Source organism: Desulfomicrobium aestuarii (assembly GCF_055385525.1).
In genome coordinates, this window is record NZ_AP042427.1 from 3,303,295 (window position 1) to 3,323,802 (window position 20,508).

Sequence of the window (20,508 nt, forward strand, 5' to 3'; positions counted from 1 at the left end):
TCCGACCATCTCCTCATGTATGCGGCGGGGCAAAAAAACGCAACCGCAGGGCGTTCGAGACCACGAAGACCGAGCTCATGGCCATGGCCGTGCCGGCCAGCATGGGGCTCATGGTCGGCCCGCCGAAAAGGTGCAGAAGGCCGGCCGCCACCGGGATGCCGATGGTATTGAAGGCGAATGCCCAGAACAGGTTCTGGCGGATGTTGCGCATGACCGCACGGCTTAAGGAGAGCGCCGTGAGCACGCCCGAGAGGTCCTCGCGCATGAGCACCACGTCGCCCGACTCCATGGCCACGTCCATGCCCGAGCCCATGGCCACGCCCAGGTCGGCCCGGGCCAGGGCCGGGGCGTCGTTGATGCCGTCGCCGACCATGCCGACCACCCGACCTTCCTTCTGCAAGGCCTCGATCTCCTCGGCCTTGCGGTCGGGCAGCACCCCCGCCACGACCCGCTCGATGCCGAGCTGGCCGGCCACGGCGCGGGCCGCGCGCTCGGAGTCGCCCGTCAGGAGCACGACCTCCATGCCCAGCTCCCGCAGCCGTTTGACCGCCGAGGCGGACTCGGGCCGGATCTGGTCGCTGATGGCCAGCAGGCCGGCCAGGCGTCCGTCCACGGCCACATGCACCACCGTGGCCCCCTGCCCTTCCATACGCGCGCGGTCAGCGGCCGCCGCGGCCGGGTCGATGCCGAGGGCGCGCATCATCAGCTCGTTGCCGATGGCGACCCGCCGGCCGTCGGCCTCGGCGCTCACACCCTGTCCGGGCACGGCCGAAAAGCCCGAGGCCTTGGGCACGGCTCCCGGAGCCGCGGCCACCACGGCCCGGGCCAGGGGGTGCTCGGACTGGGCTTCCACGGCCGCGGCCAGCCGCACCAGGCCGTCCCTTTCAAAGCCCTCGCCCGGCGCAGTCCAGACCTCGGCCAGCACGGGCTTGCCCACGGTCAGGGTCCCGGTCTTGTCGAAGACCAGGGTGTCGAGTTCCCCGGCCCGCTGCAGGGCGCGGCCGGACTTGATGAGCACGCCCAGCTGCGCGCCGCGCCCCGTGCCGACCATGATGGACGTCGGCGTGGCCAGGCCCATGGCGCAGGGGCAGGCGATGACCAGCACCGAAATGGCGATGCGCAGGGCGAAGACGAAGGGTTCGTCGCTGAAGAAATGCCAGGCCAACCCCGAAACCAGGGCCAGGGCCATGACCACGGGCACGAAATAGTAGCTGATGGTGTCGGCCAGGCTGGCGATGGGAGCCTTGGAGCCCTGGGCGTCGCGCACCAGGCGCACGATGCGGGCCAGCATGGTGTCCTCGCCCACCAGGGAGGCGCGCATGACGAAGGAACCCGTGGTGTTCAGGGTGCCGCCGAAGACCGTGTCGCCGGGGGCGCGGCGCACGGGCAGGGGTTCGCCCGTGAGCATGGACTCGTCCACGTGGCTCTCCCCCTCGGCCACCTCGCCGTCCACGGGCAGGCGTCCTCCGGGGCGGATGCGCAGCAGGTCGCCGGGTTCGATCTCCTCCACCGGGATCTCGCGCTCGGACTCGCCGTCCACCAGGAAGGCCGTGTCCGGGGCCAGGGCCATGAGGGCGCGCACCGCTCCCGTGGTGCGGGACACGGAGCGGGCCTCGAAATACTTGCCCAGCGATATCATGGCGATGAGCACGGCCGCGGACTCGTAGTAGAGGTCCATGGCCCGGGCCATGGCGTCCACCCCGAGCCAGATCTCCACCGTGTTCCACAGGGAGTAGACCAGGGCCGCGCCCGTGCCCACGGCCACCAGGGAGTCCATGTTCGGGGCGCGGCGAACCAGGGCCGGAAATCCGATCAGGTAGAAGCTGCGCCCGCTCCAGACCACGGGCAGGGTCAGCAGGAGCTGGGCCAGGGCGAAGACGCCGGGTGCGTGCATGGGGTCGAGCCAGTGCGGCAGGGGCAGGCCCCACATGTGGCCCATGGACAGGACCAAGAGCGGCATGGCGAAGGCCATGGCCCATACCACGCCGCGCCTCTTCTCGGCCAGGCGGGCGGCGATGCGCGCCTCCTCCTCCCCGGCCTTCTCCCGGCGCGGCAGGTCCGTGGTGAACCCCGCGTCGTGGATGGCCTGGCGCAGGGCGCGCTGGGACACCTTCGACGGGTCGAAGACGAACCGCCCGCTCTCGGCCCCAAGGTTGACCGCGGCCTCCTTCACGCCGTCCATGCCGGCCGCGATGCGCTCGATGCGCGACGAGCAGGCCGCGCAGTGCATGCCGCCGATGCGCAGTTCGAGCACCGTCTCGGCGGCCGGCTCCTCCACGCTGAAGCCCATGTCGCGCACGCGCCCCAGAATTTCGTCCAGCTTCGCGCCGCCCGCATCGTAGCGCAGGTCCATCTCGCCCGTGGCCAGGTTGACGGAGACTGCCTCCACGCCGGGCATGCCCCCGACCACCTTCTCGATGCGCGACGAGCAGGACGCACAGTGCATCCCCCCGACGGTCAGACGTTTCGCTTCGCTACCCATGCGCACCTCCCAGCCTTTATTCCAATTTTTTCAAGATGTTTTCGATTCTGCTGCGCAGACGACACGTACCCGCCCTACGTACATGATTGACTGATCAATCCCGATGGACTAGCAACTCTTTCTACAAAAATCCATGTCCGAAATTCTTCGGAGCATCATTGCGTTGAGACAAACGAATTGGTTGTTCAACCAGGAGCCTGTACTGCATCGGCTCCGCAACTTCGGAGGAAGTATGTCCGTTGATGCCACCATGCATGTCGCGCGCCCGAGCCGCCGGGATGCATACCTCGACTGGATCCAGATGCTCACGGGCGTCGGTCTGGTCCTGTTCATGGCCTTCCACACCCTGCTCACCTCGTCCATCATCTTCGGGGCGGGGGCCCTGGACGGCGTCGCCGGCTTCCTGGAGACCCTGCACCTCGACACCCTGGCCCACATCTTCGTGCCCGTGCTCTTCTTCACCCACTTCGTCGTGGCCGCCCGCAAGATCCCCTTCAGAAGCGACGAACAGCTCGCCATCTGGCGCGACGCGAAGCTCCTGCGCCACCGCGACACGTGGCTGTGGGTCGTGCAGGCCGTCTCGGCCATGATCATCCTCGTCCTGGGCGCCGTCCACATGTGGACCAACATCAACGACGACGCCATCCTGGCGGCCACCTCCACGGCCCGCGTGCAGAGCGGCGGCTGGACGCTCTTCTACCTGCTCCTGGTGCCGCTCGTGCAGCTGCACGTCTTCATCGGCGTGTACCGCATCGGCGTGAAGTGGGGTTTCATCACCGACGCCCTGCGCCCCAAGGCCGTGAAGATCCTGACCATCGTCTTCGGCTGCGTCACCGCCCTGGCCCTCATCGCCCTGGCCCGCTACGCCACCATGACCGTCTAATCTCAGGGAGCTGCCATGTACACCCATACTTCTGATCTGTTGGTCATCGGCGCCGGACTCTCGGGCGAGCGCGTGGCCGTGGAGTCGGCCCTGGCGGGGTTCGACGTCGTCTGCCTGTCCATCGTGCCGGCCAGGCGCTCCCACTCCTCCGCGGCCCAGGGCGGCATGCAGGCCGCCATCGGCAACTGCGCCATGGGCGAGGGGGATAATCCAGATGTGCACTTCCTGGACACGGTCAAGGGCTCGGACTGGGGCTGCGACCAGGAAGTGGCCCGCATGTTCGCCGACACCGCGCCCATCGAGATGCGCCGTCTGGCCCACTGGGGCGTGCCGTGGAACCGCGTCGTGCCGGGCAAGTCCTTCTATTTCAAGGGCGGCGAGAAATTCGATAAATTCGAGAAGCCCGAGAAGGAGGGCCTCATCACGGCCCGCTCCTTCGGCGGCACGGCCAAGTGGCGCACCTGCTACACTTCCGACGGCACCGGCCACGCCGTCATGTGCACCATGGACAACAAGTGCGCGGAACTCGGCATCACGGTCCTGGACCGCAAGGAGGCCATCTCCCTCATCCACGACGGCGAGAAGTGCATGGGCGCGGTGGTCCGCTGCCTGCGCACGGGCAAGCTCGAGGTCTTCCTGGCCAAGGCCACGGTCGTCTGCACCGGCGGCTACGGACGCCTCTACACGGCCACGACCAACGCCGTCATCTGCGACGGCGCGGGCAACGCCATCGCCCAGGAGACGGGCCTGGTGCCCATCGGCAACCCCGAGTCCATCCAGTTCCACCCCACGGGCATCGTGCCCACGGACATCCTCGTGACCGAAGGCTGCCGCGGCGACGGCGGCACGCTCCTCGATGTGAACGAGGAGCGCTTCATGCACATCTACGAGCCCGAGAAGGCCGAACTGGCCTCCCGCGACGTGGTCGCCCGGCGCATGACCGAACACATGCGCGCAGGACATGGCGTGCAGTCGCCCTACGGCGAGCACCTCTGGCTCGACATCCGCCACCTCGGCGACAAGCACATCTCAACCAAGCTCCGTGAAGTGGACGAGATCTGCAAAAACTTCCTCGGCGTGGACGCCCGCACCCAGCTCATCCCGGTCCGCCCGACCCAGCACTACACCATGTCCGGCATCCGCACGGACAAGACCGGCGCGGCCTATGGCCTGAAAGGCCTCTTCTCGGCCGGCGAGGCGGCCTGCTGGGACATGCACGGCTTCAACCGCCTGGGCGGCAACTCCCTGGCCGAGACCGTGGTCGCCGGCGGCATCATCGGCAAATGCATCGTCGAATACCTGAGGGGCTGCGAGACGACCTACAGCACGGCCGCCATCAATGCCGAGGTCAAACGCCAGCAGCAGCGCATCGACGACCTCATCGCCGGACGTCTGGGAAGGGAGAACGTCTACAAGGTCCGCTCCGAGATGCAGGAAGCCCTCATGAAGGGCTGCTTCGTCTTCCGCAACGAGAAGGACCTGCAGGCCTGCATCGAGACCCTGCAGGGCGTGTACGAGCGCGCCGGCAAGATAGGTCTGGTCTCCAACGGCCTGGGCGCCAACCACGAACTGGCCGCGGCCCTCAAGCTGCGCGGCCAGGTGCGACTGGCCCTGTGCATCGCCGCCGGGGCCCTGGCCCGCAAGGAAAGCCGCGGCAGCCACAACCGCGAGGACTTCCCCGCCCGCGACGACCAGAACTGGCTCAACAGGACCCTGGCCTACTGGCCCGAAGGAGCCGACATGCCCGTGCTCAAGTACGAGGACGCCACCCCGTACTTCGAGATCCCCCCGGGCGAACGCGGCTACGGCGGAGGCAAGATCATCCAGGCCGACCCAGCACTGATCGCGGCCAAGACCATCAAGGGCAAATAAGGAGCACGCCATGGGCAGAATGCTGACCTTCGAGATATTCCGCTACAATCCAGAGGAAAAAGGAACCGAGCCGCGCATGCAGACCTACCGGCTGGAGGAGACGGCGAACATGACCCTGTTCATCGTCCTCAACCGCCTGCGCGAGGAACAGGACCCGAGCCTCATCTTCGACTTCTGCTGCCGGGCCGGCATCTGCGGGTCCTGCGGCATGGTCGTCAACGGCCGCCCGCGCCTGGCCTGCCAGACCAAGACCAAGGACCTGCCGGACCACATCGTCCTGCTGCCCCTGCCGGTCTTCAAGCTCGTGGGAGACCTGTCCGTGGACACGGGCGTCTGGTTCCGCGAAATGTACCAGAAGACCGAGTCCTGGGTGCACACCAAAAAGGTCTTCGACCCCGCCAAGGAAGAGGAGCGCATGGACAACGCCGTGGCCGAGCAGATCTACGAGCTCGAACGCTGCGTGGAGTGCGGCTGCTGCATCGCGGCCTGCGGCACGGCCCGCATGCGCGACGACTTCCTCGGCGCCGCGGCCCTGAACCGCGTGGCCCGTTTCGTCATCGACCCGCGCGACGAGCGCACCGACAAGGAGTACTTCGAGATCATCGGCAACGATTACGGCATCTTCGGCTGCATGGGCCTCTTGGCCTGCGAGGACATCTGCCCCAAGCACCTGCCCCTGCAGAACCAGCTCGGCTTCCTGCGGCGCAAGATGGGCATCACCGCCATCAGGAACCTCTTCGGGAAATAGCCATGCGCACCATAGACGCATCTCAGATCATCGACACCGTGGCCCGGATGTGCATCGACTCCAACCGCTACCTGCCCACGGACGTGCGCGACAGTTTCGCCCGCAGCGCGGCCCGTGAGGAATCCCCGGCGGCCAGGGAAGTCTTCCGCCAGCTGACGGAAAACTACGAACTGGCCGAGCAGACCGGCCTGCCCCTGTGCCAGGACACGGGCCTGGCCGTGTTCTTCGTCGATGTCGGCGAGGACCTGCGCGTTGCGGGCATGAACATCCGCGAGGCCATCAACGAGGGCGTGCGCAAGGGCTACGCCGAAGGTTACTTACGCAAGTCCGCCTGCGACCCGCTGACCCGCGCCAACACCAAGGACAACACGCCCGCCGTCATCCACTTCGACATCGTGCCCGGCGACAAACTGAAAATCGCCTTCATGGCCAAGGGCGGCGGCAGCGAGAACATGTCCCGCGTGACCATGCTCGCCCCGGCCCAGGGCTGGCCCGGCATCAGGAAATTCGTCCTTGAGCGCGTGGCCGAAGCCGGCCCCAACCCCTGCCCGCCGACGGTCGTCGGCATCGGCATCGGCGGCACCTTCGACTACGCGCCCATCCTGGCTAAGAAGGCGCTGCTGCGGAAACTGGACGACGTGAACCCGGACCCCAAGCTGGCGGCCATGGAAACCGAACTCCTCGAAGCCCTGAACAAGCTCGGCATCGGCCCCATGGGCCTGGGCGGCAAGACCACGTGCCTCGGCGTCAAGATCGCCATGAGCCCCTGCCACATCGCAAGCCTCCCCCTGGCCGTGAACATCCAATGCCACTCCTCCAGGCACCGGGAGGTGGAACTCTGATGGCCGAACACGCATTGCAGACCCCACTGAACGACGCGGACATCCTCAAACTCCGGGCCGGCGACGTGGTCCGGCTGACGGGCACCATCTACACGGCCCGCGACGCCGCCCACAAGCGCCTGTGCGACCTGCTCGACAAGGGCGAACCCCTGCCCTTCGACCTGCAGGGCTCCGTCATCTACTACGTGGGCCCCAGTCCCGCGCCCCCCGGCCGCCCCATCGGCGCGGCCGGACCCACCACCAGCTACCGCATGGACACCTACGCCCCGCGCCTGCACGCCTTGGGCTGCAAGGCCTCCGTCGGCAAGGGCAAGAGAGGCGACGCCGTCAAGCAGGCCCTCGCGGACCACAAGGCCGTCTACTTCGGCGCCACGGGCGGGGCCGGGGCCCTGCTGTCCAAATGCATCACGGCGGCCAAAGTCATCGCCTTCGACGACCTGGGCCCCGAGGCCATCCGCGAACTGACCGTGGTTGATTTCCCGCTGTTGGTCATCAATGACTGCCTCGGGGGTGAATTGTACGTGCAGCCTGATCGCGCGGCGGCCGGGCTGGAATAGGAGGGGGGATGCAGGGTGACACACCGTAGGGGCGAAAAATTTTTCGCCCCTACCGCCATCCGCAAAACCCCGGGCGTGACGTTTATTATTTTTATTCGTGTTAGGCGCAAAACGTGACGTGCACGCACGTCCTGTGCGAATATGTGCAACCGTTGTAGCACCGTAGGGGCGAAAAATTTTTCGCCCCTACGGTGCGGGGCACACGCGGCCGGCCCCGCGGCCCGATCACCGAAATTGTCAACGCCGCCCATGCGGCATCACATGGAGGACAACATGGCCCTTTTCACACCCCAGGAAGCGCTGGATTACCATTCCGAAGTCCGTCCCGGCAAAATCGAGGTCGTGCCGGTCAAACCCTACTCCACCCAGAAGCACCTGACCATGGCCTACAGCCCGGGCGTGGCCGAGTCCTGCCTGGCCATCGCCAAGGACCCGGACCTGACCTACAAGTACACCGGCCGCGGCAACCTCGTGGCCGTGGTCTCCAACGGAACCGCCGTCCTGGGCCTGGGCAACATCGGCGCCCACGCTGGCAAGCCCGTCATGGAAGGCAAGGGGCTCCTGTTCAAGATTTTCGCCGATGTCGACGTCTACGACATCAACCTCGACGTGACCGACCCGGACAAGCTCTGCGAGATCGTCAAGGCCCTGGAACCGACCTTCGGCGGCATCAACCTCGAAGACATCAAGGCCCCGGAATGCTTCTACATAGAGGACAAGCTCAAGAAGGAAATGGGCATCCCTGTCTTCCATGACGACCAGCACGGCACGGCCATCATCTCCGCCGCCGGACTGCTCAACGCACTCGAGATCACCGGCAAGAAGATCGAGGACCTGCGCATGGTCGTTTCCGGAGCCGGAGCCGCCGCGATCTCCTGCACCCGACTGTACGTGGCGCTGGGCATGAAGCTCGAAAACATTGCCATGTTCGACTCCCGCGGCCACATGCACCTGGGCCGCACGGACCTGAACGAGCAGAAGCGCGAATTCGCCACCAAGAAGGCCTACGGCTCCCTGGCCGAAGCCATGGCCGGCGCCGACGTGTTCCTGGGCCTGTCCAAGGCTGGCGTGGTCAGCAAGGACATGGTCAAAGGCATGGCCAAGGACCCCATCATCTTCGCCTGCGCCAACCCGGTCCCGGAAATCTCCTACACCGACGCCAAGGAAGCCCGCCCCGACGCCATCATGGCCACGGGCCGCTCGGACTACCCCAACCAGATCAACAACGTCCTGGGCTTCCCTTTCATCTTCCGCGGGGCCCTGGACGTCATGGCCACGAACATCAACGAGGAAATGAAGCTGGCCGCGGCCAAGGCCCTGGCCGACCTGGCCAAGCAGCCGGTGCCGGACTACGTGCTGAAGGCCTACGGGGTGGAGAAGCTGGAATTCGGCATCGACTACATCATCCCCAAACCCGTCGACCTTCGCCTCATCGAGTTCGAATCCGCCGCCGTTGCCCAGGCCGCCATGGACACGGGCGTGGCCCGCAAGCCCATCGCCGACATGGACGCCTACCGCGTCTCCCTGCGGGAAAGAATCACCAAGTCCCGCGAACGCCTCGACGCCTTCGTGAAGAGCTACCCGCAGATCTTCTAGACAGGCCCGGAAACCCAAAACGAACCGCCCCGTCAGCGCAAGCCGGCGGGGCGGTGTTGTCTAGGGGAATGGCGGCCGCAATGATGGCGCATGAAACGCACGATCTTCACTGCGAATATCGATGAACTTTCACCGCAGCTTGAAATGCACCGGCAGGATGGCCTGGCAGGCCACGGGCACGCCTCGGGCCGTGGCCGGACGGAATCGGGAGCGCATCACGGCCTCGCGGGCGGACTCGTCCAGGCCGTAGCCCGGCGTCTGAAGGACATCGACGGCCGCGACCTCGCCGGCCGCATCGAGGGAGATCCTCAGCACCACGGTCCCTTCCTTGCCCAGCCGCCGGGCTTCGCGCGGGTACTCGGGCATGACCATGCGCGCGATCGCAGGCCCGCCCGGAGTCCCGAAACTGAGCAGGCCGCCCTCGCCCCCTCCGGGGCCGCGACCCGGGCCGCCAGGCCCCCCGCCTGCACCGGTTCCGCTGCCTTTGGCTGGTACGCCGTCGCCTCCCGCACCGGCTGCGCCGACGCCGCTGCCCGTGGAGTCGCCAGTCCCTGCGCCCGGAACGGTTCCGGCCGGAACGGCTGCAGGTGCTCCCGAAAATTCCTGGGCGTCATGTCCCGGGAGTGATTCATTTTCAAGGCGAGAGGATTCCGAAGGCTCGGAGCGAACGGGTTCCGGCTGGGGGGGCGCTGTTTCCTTGGGGGCAAGCGCGGCGGGTGCGACGGGCTTTGGCTTGGGGGGGGATGAGGCGGCGGGGCGGATATCAGGCTGTCTGGGTGCGACGTGCCGCGCGGGTTGCGCCTCGGACGACTCCTCCGGCTTATCGGCGCCAAGCAGGGGCAGCAGATCGGACATGCGGCCCGCGAGCGCGTCCGTTTCGCCATGACCGGGCGCAACGCCGGCTTTTTCCCCAGTCCCGGCTCCCCGGCCGTCCCGGGCGCCGCCCCCGCCGGAAATTCCGGCAAGCTCCAGGGACAGCAGCCGAGGCCCTGTCATGCCCCACCAGGGCACAAACCACAGCCTGACCGCGCCGAAGACTGCGACGTGCACCAGCAGGGCGCAGGAGACGGCCAAAAGGAAATGCCCAGCAGAAACCCGTCGCCAGAAATTGGCGGGTCCAGCGGCGCCAGTGGCGCCATTTTTCCCGTGGACGCCCCCCGGGGCTTGACCTATGTTTTCGGTCGCCTGCCCGTCCATGGCGCGCAGGAACTCACACTGCGGGGGTTCCCCCTGCGCATCAAGGACATCATCGTGGACCAACAGCTCATCATCGCCGCGGGCCGGGAAAAATCGCTGTTCCGGCGTCATCCGTGGATCTTTTCCGGTGCGGTGGCCTCTGTCAAGGGCCGCCCCAAATCAGGGCAGACCGTCGACGTTCTGGGGCAAAACGGGCAGTGGCTGGCCAGGGCCGCCTTCTCGCCCAAATCCCAGATCCAGGGCCGGGTCTGGACCTTTGATGCGGACGAACGGGTCGATGCCGAATTCTTCCTGCGCCGCATCGGCGAGTCCGCAGCCAGACGCCGGAGGCTCGAAACCGAAAGCGACGCCCTGCGCCTCGTGCAATCGGAATCCGACGGCCTGCCGGGCCTCATCCTGGACCGCTACGCCGGAGTTCTCGTTTTCCAGCTCCTGACGGCCGGCGCCGAATTCTGGCGGGCTGAGATCATCGAGGCGCTGCGCACGCTGTTTCCGGACGACGCGATTCTGGAGCGCTCCGACGTGGATGTGCGGGCCAAGGAGGGGCTGGCCGAGCGAATCGAAGCCGTGCACGGCGAAATCCCGGAACTGGTCGAAATCCGCGAGAACGGCTTGCGCCTCCTGGTCGACGTCAGAAGCGGCCACAAGACCGGCTTCTACCTCGACCAGCGCGACAGCCGCCTGGCCGTGGGCCAGGCCGCGGCCGGGGCCGAAGTCCTGAACTGCTTCTCCTACACCGGCGGCTTCGGCCTGGCCGCACTTCGGGGCGGGGCAAAAAGCGTCACCCAGCTCGACGCCTCGGCCCCGGCCCTGGACCTGGCCGTCCGCAACCGCGACCTGAACGGCTTCGCCCCCGAATCCATGACCACGGTCTGCGGCGACGCGTTCCAAATTCTTCGCGCCTGGCGCAAGGAAGGCCGCACCTTCGACCTCATCGTCCTGGACCCGCCCAAATTCGTCGACTCCAAGGCCAGCCTCACCCGCGCGGCCCGCGGCTACAAGGACGTCAACCTCTGCGCCTTCCACCTCCTGCGCCCCGGAGGCCGCCTCTTCACCTTCTCCTGCTCGGGCTTGATGGAGGACGCCCTGTTCCAAAAAATCGTGGCTGACGCCGCCTTGGACGCAGGGCGCACAGGACGGATCGTGCGCAGACTGACGCAGGCCTCGGACCACCCGGTGGAACTGGCCTTTCCGGAAGGGGCTTATCTGAAAGGATTGGAAATCGAGGTCGAATGAACCAAAAACTAACGATCCGTTAAGAGCCGCGCACTGGTTTGAACACGGAGGGGAACCGGCATCTGGCTTGGTAAAACACGTTGGACGGGTTGGCTCACACCCATGAGATTTGTGACAACCCTTTGGACATGGCGTGGGATCGAAGATTATCTGGCCGTCGCAGGACGGTGGGGCTGCTCCGGCGGCCTAGATCCTGATGGGTGACTGGTGCGGCGAAATACGCCGACACGCAATATTGATAATTCGAGAAAGGCAGAAAGCAAAGAAATCCTGGGTGTTATCCAGTGGTTTTTCCCGAGGCGAGAAAACCTGATTTTCTGGCCCGAAGGAACACTTTCTCATGACCTCGATCCTTTTGATGGATGGCCCCTTTGCCTTTCAAAAGAGTAAGCCTTGGGATTTTTCCAAGGCTTACCGAATACACCAATCGACAATAAAAATCAATTTAGTCCAAAGAACAGTTAGCCGTATTATTAACAATCGCTACATTGATAGTATACCCGCTATACACCGCCGTATCAGCTGGACCTGTCACATTTCCAGAATCTTCATCAAGAGTAATTACATACCCATTAAGCTTCGAGCTGGAGTTAACACAGTCGGAAACTGTGAGTGCAGAATTATTAGCAAATTCTGAAGCAAGCAAGCTGATACAATTTTTCAAATCAGCATTGCATGCTTGAATAGCCGCATTCTTCTTATACTTCACAAACTGCGGAATCGCGATCGCCGCCAAGATGCCGATGATGGCCACGACGATCAGAAGTTCGACCAGGGTGAAACCTTTTTCATTCTTTCTGAACCGGTTCATACAATCCTCCACAAAAATTGGGTTGAGGTATCCATGCTTGTGGTGGGCCTCTATCATGTTCCGTGCCAGGTTGTCATTCCCTTTTTTTTCCGTTGGTTAGTCCAAACCGGCATTGTTTTGGGGAGATGTGTTGACAAAATTTGTCAGTTCGTGGCGAATTTGGGCCGAATCCTGCCAATCCTTGACTTGCGCTCCAGATGACCTAAACCAAAAGTGCTGAAAACGTCGTGTCCGCCTCGCCGGGGGTGCATCGGTGCACAGCGCATCAGGTGCCCGCAGCAAATGGGCCTGGGCCAAACTCGGGCACGCTTCGTTTCAGTACGCGATTCAGCATAAAAGACACCGACCGAATAAGGAGGAGCAATGAATTTCCAGACCGTTTCCCGGACCCGGACCGATGTGCAGGCCACCAACCTGTTCCTGCGCGGGGTCTACAACTGGATGAGCCTGGGGCTCGGGCTCACGGCCCTCGTGGCCTACGCCGTGGCCACCACGCCGGCTCTGGCGCAGGCCATCTTCACGAACCCCATCCTGTTCTGGGGCCTGATCCTGGCCCAGTTCGGCATGGTCATGGGACTGTCCGGAGCCGTGCACCGCATGTCGGCCGGCATGGCCACGGGGCTCTTTCTGCTGTACAGCGCCCTGAACGGCGCGACCCTGTCCGTCATTCTGCTCGTGTACACGGCGGCCTCCATCTTCAAGGCCTTCATCGTCTGCACGGGCATGTTCGCGGCCATGAGCGTCTACGGCGCGACGACCAAGAAGGACCTGACCGGATGGGGCAGCTTCCTGTTCATGGGCCTCATCGGTATCATCATCGCGTCCGTCGTCAACATTTTCATGGCCAGTTCGGCCCTGGACTTCGTCATCAGCGGCATCGGCGTTCTGATCTTCACCGGCCTGACCGCCTACGACACCCAGAAACTCAAGGTCATGGGAGAATACGCCCCCATGGACGACGCCCTGGCCATCCGCCGCGGCACCATCCTCGGCGCCCTGACCCTGTACCTGGACTTCATCAACCTGTTCCTCTTCCTGCTCAGGTTCTTCGGATCCTCCCGAGATTGACAACCGGGCGGCGCAAGCCGCCCTTTTCCTTCGTGGCGCACCCATGACCCCTGACCGCATCCTCCGCCTTCAAGAAAAATTCGCGCACATCCTGGGCCCACTCAGCAAGGCCTACGCCCGGCTCATGCGCCTGCGCGCCCAATTCTACCTGTCCGGCAAATGGGCCTCATGGCGGCCGCCGGCGGCCTGCATCAGCGTCGGCAACATCTCCTGGGGCGGCACGGGCAAGACGCCCGTGGTCTCGTGGCTCCTGGACTGGGCCCGCGGCGAGGGCATCGACGCCACGGTCCTGACCCGCGGCTACGGCGGACGCCCGCCGCACCTGCCCTACGAGGTCCAGCTCCTGAGCCCCCCCCGTGAGGCCGGGGACGAACCCCTGCTCCTCAAGCGCACCCATCCCCAGGCCCGCATCCTGGTGGACCCCAAGCGCGTGCGGGCCGGAAAGACCGCGGGCCGGAACCGCACGGACCTCTTCATCCTCGACGACGGGTACCAGCACCTGCGCATCCAGCGCGACCTGAACCTTTGCCTGCTCTCGCCGCGCGACCTGGACGAGGAATGGAACCGCGTCATCCCGGCCGGTTCCTGGCGCGAGGACGTCTCGGCGCTGAAGCGGGCCGACGCCTTCCTGGTCAACACCATGTTCGACAGCGACGACGGCTGCATCGAAACCGTGGCCCGCATCAAGCTGACCCACCTGGGCAAGCCCATCTTTTTCTTCCGCGTCACGGCCCGCGGCGTGGCCAATGCCCTGACCGGCGAGGTCATGGACACCCTGGACGGCACGCGCTTCGTCCTGGTCACGGCCATCGCCAACCCGGACAAGGTCTGTCAGACCTGCAAGGGCGATCTGGGCGAAAAGCCCGTACGGCACCTGGTCTACCCGGACCATCACCCTTTCAGCGTCTCGGACTGGCAGGCCATCGTCGCCTCGGCCGAGCGCAACGCCTGCACGCACATCGTCTGTACACCCAAAGACGCGGTCAAGCTGGCCCCCTTCGCCGACGAGCGGCTGTGGACCCCGCAGCTGACCACGACCTTCTCGGCCGCCGGCTCGCAGGCCTTCCGCGCCTGGCTCGACGAGCGCGTCCACATTTTACCCCGGAAACCACATGCCCCCGAAGAAACGAGCAACGAATAAATTTTCCCGCAAAGCCCTCCTGGACGCCCTGCGCCAGGCCGGCGCGCCCCTGCGCAGCAAGAATATCTACGGCCTCTTCGACGCCGACGCGTCCCTGAAGAAGGTCATCAAATCCACCCTGGCCCAGATGGTCGAGAGCGGCGAAATCGCCCAGATGGGCAAGAGCTACGGCCTGCTGGACAGCCTGCCGCGCATGACCGGCACCCTGGACGTGCGCCGCTCGGGCGTGGGCTACCTCGTCCCCGACGACCGCCGCCAGAAGGACCTCTTCATCCACCCCAGCAACTTCGGCGGGGCCTGGCCCGGCGACCGGGTCACGGCCGTGGTCGACACGGGCCGCAAGAAGGACGCCCCGGAAGGGCGCATCGTCGAAATCCTGGAGCGCGGTGTCGCTGAACTGATGGTCCGCGTCAGCCGCCGCATCTCGGACGACAGGCACTTCTGCCACCCCACGGACTCGCGCATGCCCTTCTACGCCGTGGTCGACACGAGCGGCATTCCGACCCCCGAAAAGGGCGACATCCTGAGCGTGCGGCCCGAAGAGGAGCAGGAAAAGGGCCTGTGGCGCTGCACGGCCCTGCGACGTCTGGGAGAGGAGCGCGATCTGGCCACCCAGGAACTCTTGGTCAAAACCAGCTACTCCATCCCCGAGGAGTTCCCGACGCCCGTCCTGCGCCAGGCCGAAGCCCTGCCGGGCGAACCGTCGCCCGCGGACTGGGCCGGCCGCACGGACCTGCGCGGTGTGGCCCTGGTGACCATCGACGGCGAGACGGCCAAGGACTTCGACGACGCGGTCTACGTTGAGCGCCAGGAGAACGGCTACCGCCTCGTCGTGGCCATCGCCGACGTGGCCCATTACGTGCCGGAGAACTCGGCCCTGGACGTTGAGGCCCGGGCCCGCGGCAACTCCTACTATTTCCCCCTGTCGGTGGAACCCATGTTCCCCGAAGCCCTGTCCAACGGCCTGTGCAGCCTGCGGCCCCGCGTGCCGCGCCTGGCCATGGTCGTGGACACGCCCTACTCCCTGGACGGCGAGCCCGGAAAGCCCAGGCTCTACAACGCCGTCATCGAGAGCCAGGCCCGCCTGACCTACAACCAGGTGCAGGCCGCCCTGGACGGCTCGCCCGACTCGGACACCGCCCCCCTCCTGCCCATGCTGCGCGACGCCGAGGCCCTGGCGCAGCTCTTTCTGAAGCGCCGCACGGAACGCGGCTGCCTGGACTTCGACATCCCCGAGGCCCAGATCCGGATGGTCGAAGACATCGTCAGCGTTCACGCCGGCACCCGCCTTTTCAGCCACCGCCTCATCGAGGAGTTCATGATCGCGGCCAACGAGCGCGTGGCCGAATACCTCGGGGCGCGGGAACGCGTCTTCCCCTACCGCATCCACCCGCAGCCCGACGAGCGCAAGCTTGAGACCCTGCGCAACCTGCTGGCCCACACCAGCCTGGTGGACCGCCTGCCGAAAGACCTGGACCAGAAGGGCCTGCAGCGCCTGACCCACGCCGCCGACGGCACGGACATGGAGTTCCTGGTCAACCGCCTGGTCCTGCGGACCATGATGCAGGCCCAGTACTCGCCGGACAACGGCGGCCACTACGGCCTGGCCTCGGAAGCCTACTGCCACTTCACCTCGCCCATCCGCCGCTACGCGGACCTGCTGGTGCACCGCAGCCTCAAGCGTCTGTTGGCCGGGGAGACGGAAAGCATGGAGATGGATGAGGTGCAGGGCATCTGCGAGGGCCTGAACTCACTTGAGCGCAAGGCCATGGAGGCGGAGAGGGAGATCCAGAAACGCGCGTCCATCCTGGCCCTGGAGGACAGGGTCGGGGAGACCATGCGCGGCGTGATCTCGGGCGTGGCGGACTTCGGCTTCTGGGTGGAACTGCTGGACATGCCCGTGGACGGCCTCGTGCGCCTGGCCACCCTGGACGACTACTACGTCTACGACCCCGAACGTCAGGACCTCCTGGGCCAGCGCACGGGCAAGACCTTTTCCATGGGGCAGACCCTGGACGTGGTGCTCGTTGTCGTGAGCCTGGAGCGGGTGGAGATCAACTTCACCCTGCCCTGACTCACTTCCCGATGCAGAACCCGTCGAAAACGGCGTTCAGCACTTCCTGCGAGGTGATCTCGCCCGTGATCTCGCCCAGGAGGGCGCAGGCCGTGTCCAGGTGGACCGAGAGGATGTCGTAGGGCAGGCCTGCGGCCAGGTCGTGCAGGAGGCGGTCCAGTTCGCCCATGGCGGCGACCAGGGCCGTGTGCTGGCGCAGGTTGGGGACCAGGGCGCCGGGTTCGGGGGTGCCGGCGCCGGCGACCAGGCCGCGCACGGCGGCCAGAAGGTCGGGCAGGCCCTGGCCGTGCTTGGCCGAGAGGGGGCAGATCGTCCTTTCATCCCAGGGCTGTTTCGCGAACCATGCGGGGGCGCCGGACACGAGATCCATCTTGTTGGCCACGACCAGCAGATTCTTCACCGCCTCCGCCAGGTCGAGATCCTCGGCGCCGGGGCCCAGGTCCGCGTCGATGACCAGCAGCACAAGGTCGGCCCGGGACATAAGTTCCCGGCTGCGCTCGATGCCGAGCATCTCCACGCTGTCCAGGGAGGCGCGCAGGCCCGCCGTGTCCACCAGGCGCACGGGCAGTCCGTCCAGCTGCACGGACTCTTCCAGATAATCGCGGGTCGTACCGGGGATGTCCGTGACGATGGCGCGGCTCACGCCGAGGATTGCGTTCATGAGGCTCGACTTGCCCGCGTTGACCTGCCCGGCCAGGACCACCAGGGCGCCCTCGCGCCAGCAGCGGCCGCGGTCGTAATTGCCGGCCAGTTCGGCCATGGCCGCCCGCGCCTCGGACACGCCGCGCTCCAGCTCCTCAGGGGCCAGGCACTCCACTTCGTCCTCGGGAAAATCCACCGCCACACAGAGCTGCACGCGCAGCGTCTCAAGGCTCGCGCGGAGTTCGGCGACGCGCCGCGCCAGAAGCCCTTCGAGCTTGGTCCCGGCCAGGCCCACGGCCACGCCCGTGGGCGCGGCAACAAGCTCCATGATGGCCTCGGCCTGGGTCAGGTCCATGCGGCCGTTCAGGAAGGCGCGCTTGGAGAACTCCCCCGCTTCGGCCAGCCGCGCCCCGCGGGCCAGGCAGGCCTCCACCACCAGACGCAGGACGGCCGCGCCGCCGTGGCACTGGAACTCGAGCACGTCCTCGCCGGTGAAGGAGCGCGGGCCCGGCATCCAGGCGGTCAGGACCTCGTCGATGAAGTTTCCCGCCGCGTCACGCAATTGGCCATGGTGCAGGCGGTACGCCCCGAAACCGGAAAAATCCGGGCGCGAGGACTGGAAGAGCCCGAGCCCGATGTCCCGGGCCGCGGGACCGCTCAGGCGGACGATGCCGATGGCGCCCTGTCCGAGCGGGGTGGCGATGGCGACGATGGTATCGGTGTGTGTTGGCATGGCGTAAAAAAAGGGCGGACCGTGCAGGCCCGCCCTGGTTGTTAGGATTGACGCGCCTGCGGCGGCTCCTGCCGCCTGGGCGGCCGGCCTGCGTGTTTGCCGCGCTTGACCGGCAGGATGAGGACCCGCTTCATGTGCCCTTCCCCCTTGCTGCGCGTCTGCACGCCCCGGTCATCCTGCAGGGCCATGTGCACCACCCGGCGGTGGAACGAGCTCAAAGGCCTGGTGCTCTGCACCCGGCCGGACTTCTTGGCCTTTTCCGACAGGAACTGGGCGATGCTCAGGAGCTGTTCCTCCTGCTTCTGCCGGTAGTCGCCGGCGTCGAGCTGGATGCGCGGGCTCTTGGGCCAGGTCTTGGAAACGATGCGGTTGGCCAGGTACTGCAGGGCGGTGATGGTCTGGCCGTCGCGGCCGATGATGAGCCCCGAGCTCTCCTCGCCTTCGATGTGGACCGTGACGGGGCTCGACGCGACGTCGACGGTCAGGGTCACGTTCTCGGCGATGGGCCGCAGAAGGGCGGTCATGATGGTGCGGATGTCGGCCTCCAGCCGGGCCTTTTCCTCGTCGGAAAGCTGGACCGCGGGAGCCCCTTCGTCCTCGTCGTCAAACTCTTCGGCCAGATCGGGGCCGGTTTCGCCGTCAGCCTCGACGGTCTCGGTCTCTTCATCCGGACGTGCTGCGGCGGGTGCCGCAGGCTGCGAAACGACCGGTTCCTTCTTCTGTGGCGCGGCCGTTTCCTCCGGCACGGAGGAAATACGCCGGCGGACGGCCCTGATGGCGGCCTTCTTGGCGCCCAGACCGAAAATGCCCGAGGACCCGCCGCTGAGGATCTCGATCTCCAGGGCGTCCCGCTCCACGGCAAAGAAACGGCACGCGTCCTCGATGGCCTGGTCCACGGTCTTGGCCCGGAATTCCTTGTATGCGCTCATGCAATTCTCCTTCGCGTCCCGGAAGTTCAACAACGCGCCCACTGCAGGCGCGGCACCGTTGCCGGAACCGCGCCGAGGGGCACTACTTCGACTTTCTGATCATCAGCCACTGCTGGCCGATGGAAAGCACGTTGTTGACCAGCCAGTACACGACCAGGCCGGACGGGAAGTTCAGGAACAGGAAGGTGAAGATCACGGGCATGAACATCATGATCTTGGCCTGCATGGGGTCGCCCATGGGCGGGGACATGCGCTGCTGCAGGAACATGGTGGCGCCCATGACCAGCGGCGTGATGTAGTACGGGTCCTTGGCCGAGAGGTCGGCCAGCCAGACCATGTCCGTGAATGGCAGCTGCGGGATGAAGGCTGCGTGCCGCAGCTCGATGGCGCCGAGCAGGGCCTGGTACAGGGCGAAGAACACGGGGATCTGCAGCAGCATGGGCAGACAGCCGCCGGCCGGGTTGACCTTGTAGGTCTTGTAGAGCTGCATGATCTCGGTGTTCATCTTCTCGCGGTCGTCGGCGTACTTCTCGCGGATCTTGGCCATCATGGGCTGAAGCTTCTTCATCTGCTCCATGGACTTGTAGCTCTTGTGCGAGAGGGGCCAGAACAGGATCTTGATGATCACGGTCAGAATGATGATGGCCACGCCGTAGTTGCCCACGTAGCTGTGGAGGAAATGCAGGAACTGGTTCAGGGGCTTGGCGATGATGTCGAAGAAGCCGTAGTTGATGCTGGCGCTCAGGTTCTTGGGCATGGCGGCCAGATCCTGGGCGGTCTTGGGTCCGAGATAGTAGGAAGTCGTACGAAGTTGGGTGACGCCCGGATCAAGGAGCATCTGGTCGGCAACGGTCAGGCGGTAGACGTTGTCCTCGAGCTTGGCGCGCACGGGCATGTCCGCGGACGTGGGCACCAGGGCCAGCAGGAAGTAGTTGCTCTCGATGCCGCCCCACTGGGCCGGAGCCGAGGACTCGACGCCCAGCTGCAGGTCCTTGTGGCTGTCCTCCTGCTGGAGGGAGCCGGCGGCCATGTAGGCGATCTTGGTCAGGTTGTACTTGTCGCTCTCGTCGGTGAGGCTTGCGCTGGACAAGGAAAAGGCCAGGTTGCCCTGGATCTGGGCGGGAGAGGTGTTGATGATCTTGACCTCTTCCTTGATCTCGTAGGTGCCGCCGGTGAAGATCAGAGTGCGCTCGATCTTCACGCCGCCGATGGTGCCCAGCAGCTGGATGGCGCCCGTCTGGCCGTCGGCCAGGCCCATGTCGCCGCCCTGCACCGTCCATTCACCCTGGGCCCAGGTGGGCTGGGAGTTCCAGATCAGGCCCATGGGGGCCTTGGTGAGGGACTGGGCCGACACCAGATCGATATTCTTGGAGCCCTCGACGATGGTTTCCTTGTACTTCTTGAGCACGAAGCTCTCGAGCACGCCGCCGGAGGTGTTGATCACGGCGTGGTACAGGGGGGTGTCCACGTTCAGCTTCTGCCCGCCGGCAGGCGAGAACTGTACCGTCGGGGCGGACGATGCCGCGGGCGCGGTCTGGGCTCCGGACTCGGGCGCCTGGGCCACGGTCTGGTTGGGGGCAGTCACGTTCTGGGTCTCCGTCTCCAGGGGGGTGATGGGCGGAAAGAAGTAATTCCAGCCCAGAAGCACCATCAGGGACAGGGAAACGGCAAGGATGACGCGCTTGTTGCTATCCATC

At 65.7% G+C, this 20,508-nt stretch carries 16 protein-coding genes; 10 read left to right on the top strand and 6 right to left on the bottom strand.

Annotated features, from left to right (window positions below; genetic code table 11):
• Positions 1-13 precede the first annotated feature (13 nt).
• Positions 14-2,482, bottom strand: coding sequence for a heavy metal translocating P-type ATPase (locus ACZ5AC_RS15250; RefSeq protein ID WP_464248425.1), 2,469 nt, complete (start codon positions 2,480-2,482; stop codon positions 14-16).
• A gap of 232 nt (positions 2,483-2,714) precedes the next feature.
• Between ACZ5AC_RS15250 and ACZ5AC_RS15255 the strand changes: the two genes are divergently transcribed.
• The 6 genes from ACZ5AC_RS15255 to ACZ5AC_RS15280 all read left to right on the top strand — a co-directional run bounded on the left by ACZ5AC_RS15255 (position 2,715) and on the right by ACZ5AC_RS15280 (position 8,980).
• Positions 2,715-3,365 carry a succinate dehydrogenase/fumarate reductase transmembrane subunit gene (locus ACZ5AC_RS15255; RefSeq protein ID WP_464248426.1) on the top strand — a complete coding sequence of 217 codons (651 nt, stop codon included), beginning with the start codon at positions 2,715-2,717 and terminating at the stop codon, positions 3,363-3,365.
• 15 nt (positions 3,366-3,380) lie between these two features.
• Positions 3,381-5,237, top strand: a complete 1,857-nt coding sequence (locus ACZ5AC_RS15260) for a fumarate reductase flavoprotein subunit (protein ID WP_464248427.1) — start codon at positions 3,381-3,383, stop codon at positions 5,235-5,237.
• Between the two features lie 10 nt (positions 5,238-5,247).
• Complete coding sequence (locus ACZ5AC_RS15265; protein WP_464248428.1) at positions 5,248-5,985, top strand: fumarate reductase iron-sulfur subunit; 738 nt, start codon at positions 5,248-5,250, stop codon at positions 5,983-5,985.
• A 2-nt stretch (positions 5,986-5,987) separates the two neighbouring features.
• Positions 5,988-6,827, top strand: coding sequence for a fumarate hydratase (locus ACZ5AC_RS15270; protein ID WP_464248429.1), 840 nt, complete (start codon positions 5,988-5,990; stop codon positions 6,825-6,827).
• Complete coding sequence (locus tag ACZ5AC_RS15275; RefSeq protein ID WP_464248430.1) at positions 6,827-7,384, top strand: Fe-S-containing hydro-lyase; 558 nt, start codon at positions 6,827-6,829, stop codon at positions 7,382-7,384. Before ACZ5AC_RS15270 ends, ACZ5AC_RS15275 begins: the two co-directional genes overlap by 1 nt.
• 273 nt (positions 7,385-7,657) lie before the next feature.
• A complete protein-coding gene (locus ACZ5AC_RS15280) occupies positions 7,658-8,980 on the top strand; it encodes a malic enzyme-like NAD(P)-binding protein (RefSeq protein WP_464248431.1) in 1,323 nt (440 codons plus the stop codon).
• A 129-nt stretch (positions 8,981-9,109) separates the two neighbouring features.
• Here the strand turns inward: ACZ5AC_RS15280 and ACZ5AC_RS15285 are convergent, their stop codons facing one another.
• Entirely contained in the window at positions 9,110-9,352 is a 243-nt protein-coding gene (locus tag ACZ5AC_RS15285; RefSeq protein WP_464248432.1) for an energy transducer TonB, read from the bottom strand.
• Between the two features lie 411 nt (positions 9,353-9,763).
• Between ACZ5AC_RS15285 and ACZ5AC_RS15290 the strand changes: the two genes are divergently transcribed.
• Positions 9,764-11,413: a class I SAM-dependent rRNA methyltransferase gene (locus tag ACZ5AC_RS15290; RefSeq protein WP_464248433.1), complete on the top strand. Its 1,650-nt coding sequence runs from the start codon at positions 9,764-9,766 to the stop codon at positions 11,411-11,413.
• Between the two features lie 445 nt (positions 11,414-11,858).
• Here ACZ5AC_RS15290 and ACZ5AC_RS15295 read toward each other — a convergent pair whose 3' ends face one another.
• Positions 11,859-12,224, bottom strand: coding sequence for a prepilin-type N-terminal cleavage/methylation domain-containing protein (locus ACZ5AC_RS15295; RefSeq protein ID WP_464248434.1), 366 nt, complete (start codon positions 12,222-12,224; stop codon positions 11,859-11,861).
• A gap of 363 nt (positions 12,225-12,587) precedes the next feature.
• On the opposite strand from ACZ5AC_RS15295, the gene ACZ5AC_RS15300 reads away from it, so the two are divergent.
• The 3 genes from ACZ5AC_RS15300 to rnr are packed head-to-tail and all read left to right on the top strand — an operon-like array spanning position 12,588 to position 16,507.
• A complete protein-coding gene (locus ACZ5AC_RS15300) occupies positions 12,588-13,292 on the top strand; it encodes a Bax inhibitor-1/YccA family protein (protein ID WP_464248435.1) in 705 nt (234 codons plus the stop codon).
• 43 nt (positions 13,293-13,335) lie between these two features.
• Positions 13,336-14,433, top strand: a complete 1,098-nt coding sequence (gene lpxK / locus ACZ5AC_RS15305; protein WP_464248436.1) for a tetraacyldisaccharide 4'-kinase — start codon at positions 13,336-13,338, stop codon at positions 14,431-14,433.
• Positions 14,405-16,507: a ribonuclease R gene (gene rnr, locus ACZ5AC_RS15310; protein ID WP_464248437.1), complete on the top strand. Its 2,103-nt coding sequence runs from the start codon at positions 14,405-14,407 to the stop codon at positions 16,505-16,507. Before lpxK ends, rnr begins: the two co-directional genes overlap by 29 nt.
• A 1-nt stretch (position 16,508) precedes the next feature.
• On the opposite strand, the gene mnmE is transcribed toward rnr, so the two are convergent.
• From mnmE to yidC, 3 genes are all read right to left on the bottom strand, one after another.
• Positions 16,509-17,882: a tRNA uridine-5-carboxymethylaminomethyl(34) synthesis GTPase MnmE gene (gene mnmE / locus ACZ5AC_RS15315; protein ID WP_464248438.1), complete on the bottom strand. Its 1,374-nt coding sequence runs from the start codon at positions 17,880-17,882 to the stop codon at positions 16,509-16,511.
• A 41-nt stretch (positions 17,883-17,923) separates the two neighbouring features.
• A complete protein-coding gene (locus tag ACZ5AC_RS15320) occupies positions 17,924-18,811 on the bottom strand; it encodes a Jag family protein (protein WP_464248439.1) in 888 nt (295 codons plus the stop codon).
• A gap of 82 nt (positions 18,812-18,893) precedes the next feature.
• Positions 18,894-20,507 carry a membrane protein insertase YidC gene (yidC, locus tag ACZ5AC_RS15325; RefSeq protein WP_464248440.1) on the bottom strand — a complete coding sequence of 538 codons (1,614 nt, stop codon included), beginning with the start codon at positions 20,505-20,507 and terminating at the stop codon, positions 18,894-18,896.
• Position 20,508: the final 1 nt, after the last annotated feature.

Excerpts from the sequence above, each read along its gene's own strand:
- ACZ5AC_RS15250 (WP_464248425.1), bottom strand. The coding sequence starts at position 2,482 with ATGGGTAGCGAAGCGAAACGTCTGACCGTCGGGGGGATGCACTGTGCG.
- ACZ5AC_RS15255 (WP_464248426.1), top strand. The coding sequence starts at position 2,715 with ATGTCCGTTGATGCCACCATGCATGTCGCGCGCCCGAGCCGCCGGGAT.
- ACZ5AC_RS15260 (WP_464248427.1), top strand. The coding sequence starts at position 3,381 with ATGTACACCCATACTTCTGATCTGTTGGTCATCGGCGCCGGACTCTCG.
- ACZ5AC_RS15265 (WP_464248428.1), top strand. The coding sequence starts at position 5,248 with ATGGGCAGAATGCTGACCTTCGAGATATTCCGCTACAATCCAGAGGAA.
- ACZ5AC_RS15270 (WP_464248429.1), top strand. The coding sequence starts at position 5,988 with ATGCGCACCATAGACGCATCTCAGATCATCGACACCGTGGCCCGGATG.
- ACZ5AC_RS15275 (WP_464248430.1), top strand. The coding sequence starts at position 6,827 with ATGGCCGAACACGCATTGCAGACCCCACTGAACGACGCGGACATCCTC.
- ACZ5AC_RS15280 (WP_464248431.1), top strand. The coding sequence starts at position 7,658 with ATGGCCCTTTTCACACCCCAGGAAGCGCTGGATTACCATTCCGAAGTC.
- ACZ5AC_RS15285 (WP_464248432.1), bottom strand. The coding sequence starts at position 9,352 with ATGGTCATGCCCGAGTACCCGCGCGAAGCCCGGCGGCTGGGCAAGGAA.
- ACZ5AC_RS15295 (WP_464248434.1), bottom strand. The coding sequence starts at position 12,224 with ATGAACCGGTTCAGAAAGAATGAAAAAGGTTTCACCCTGGTCGAACTT.
- ACZ5AC_RS15300 (WP_464248435.1), top strand. The coding sequence starts at position 12,588 with ATGAATTTCCAGACCGTTTCCCGGACCCGGACCGATGTGCAGGCCACC.
- lpxK (WP_464248436.1), top strand. The coding sequence starts at position 13,336 with ATGACCCCTGACCGCATCCTCCGCCTTCAAGAAAAATTCGCGCACATC.
- rnr (WP_464248437.1), top strand. The coding sequence starts at position 14,405 with ATGCCCCCGAAGAAACGAGCAACGAATAAATTTTCCCGCAAAGCCCTC.
- mnmE (WP_464248438.1), bottom strand. The coding sequence starts at position 17,882 with ATGCCAACACACACCGATACCATCGTCGCCATCGCCACCCCGCTCGGA.
- ACZ5AC_RS15320 (WP_464248439.1), bottom strand. The coding sequence starts at position 18,811 with ATGAGCGCATACAAGGAATTCCGGGCCAAGACCGTGGACCAGGCCATC.
- yidC (WP_464248440.1), bottom strand. The coding sequence starts at position 20,507 with ATGGATAGCAACAAGCGCGTCATCCTTGCCGTTTCCCTGTCCCTGATG.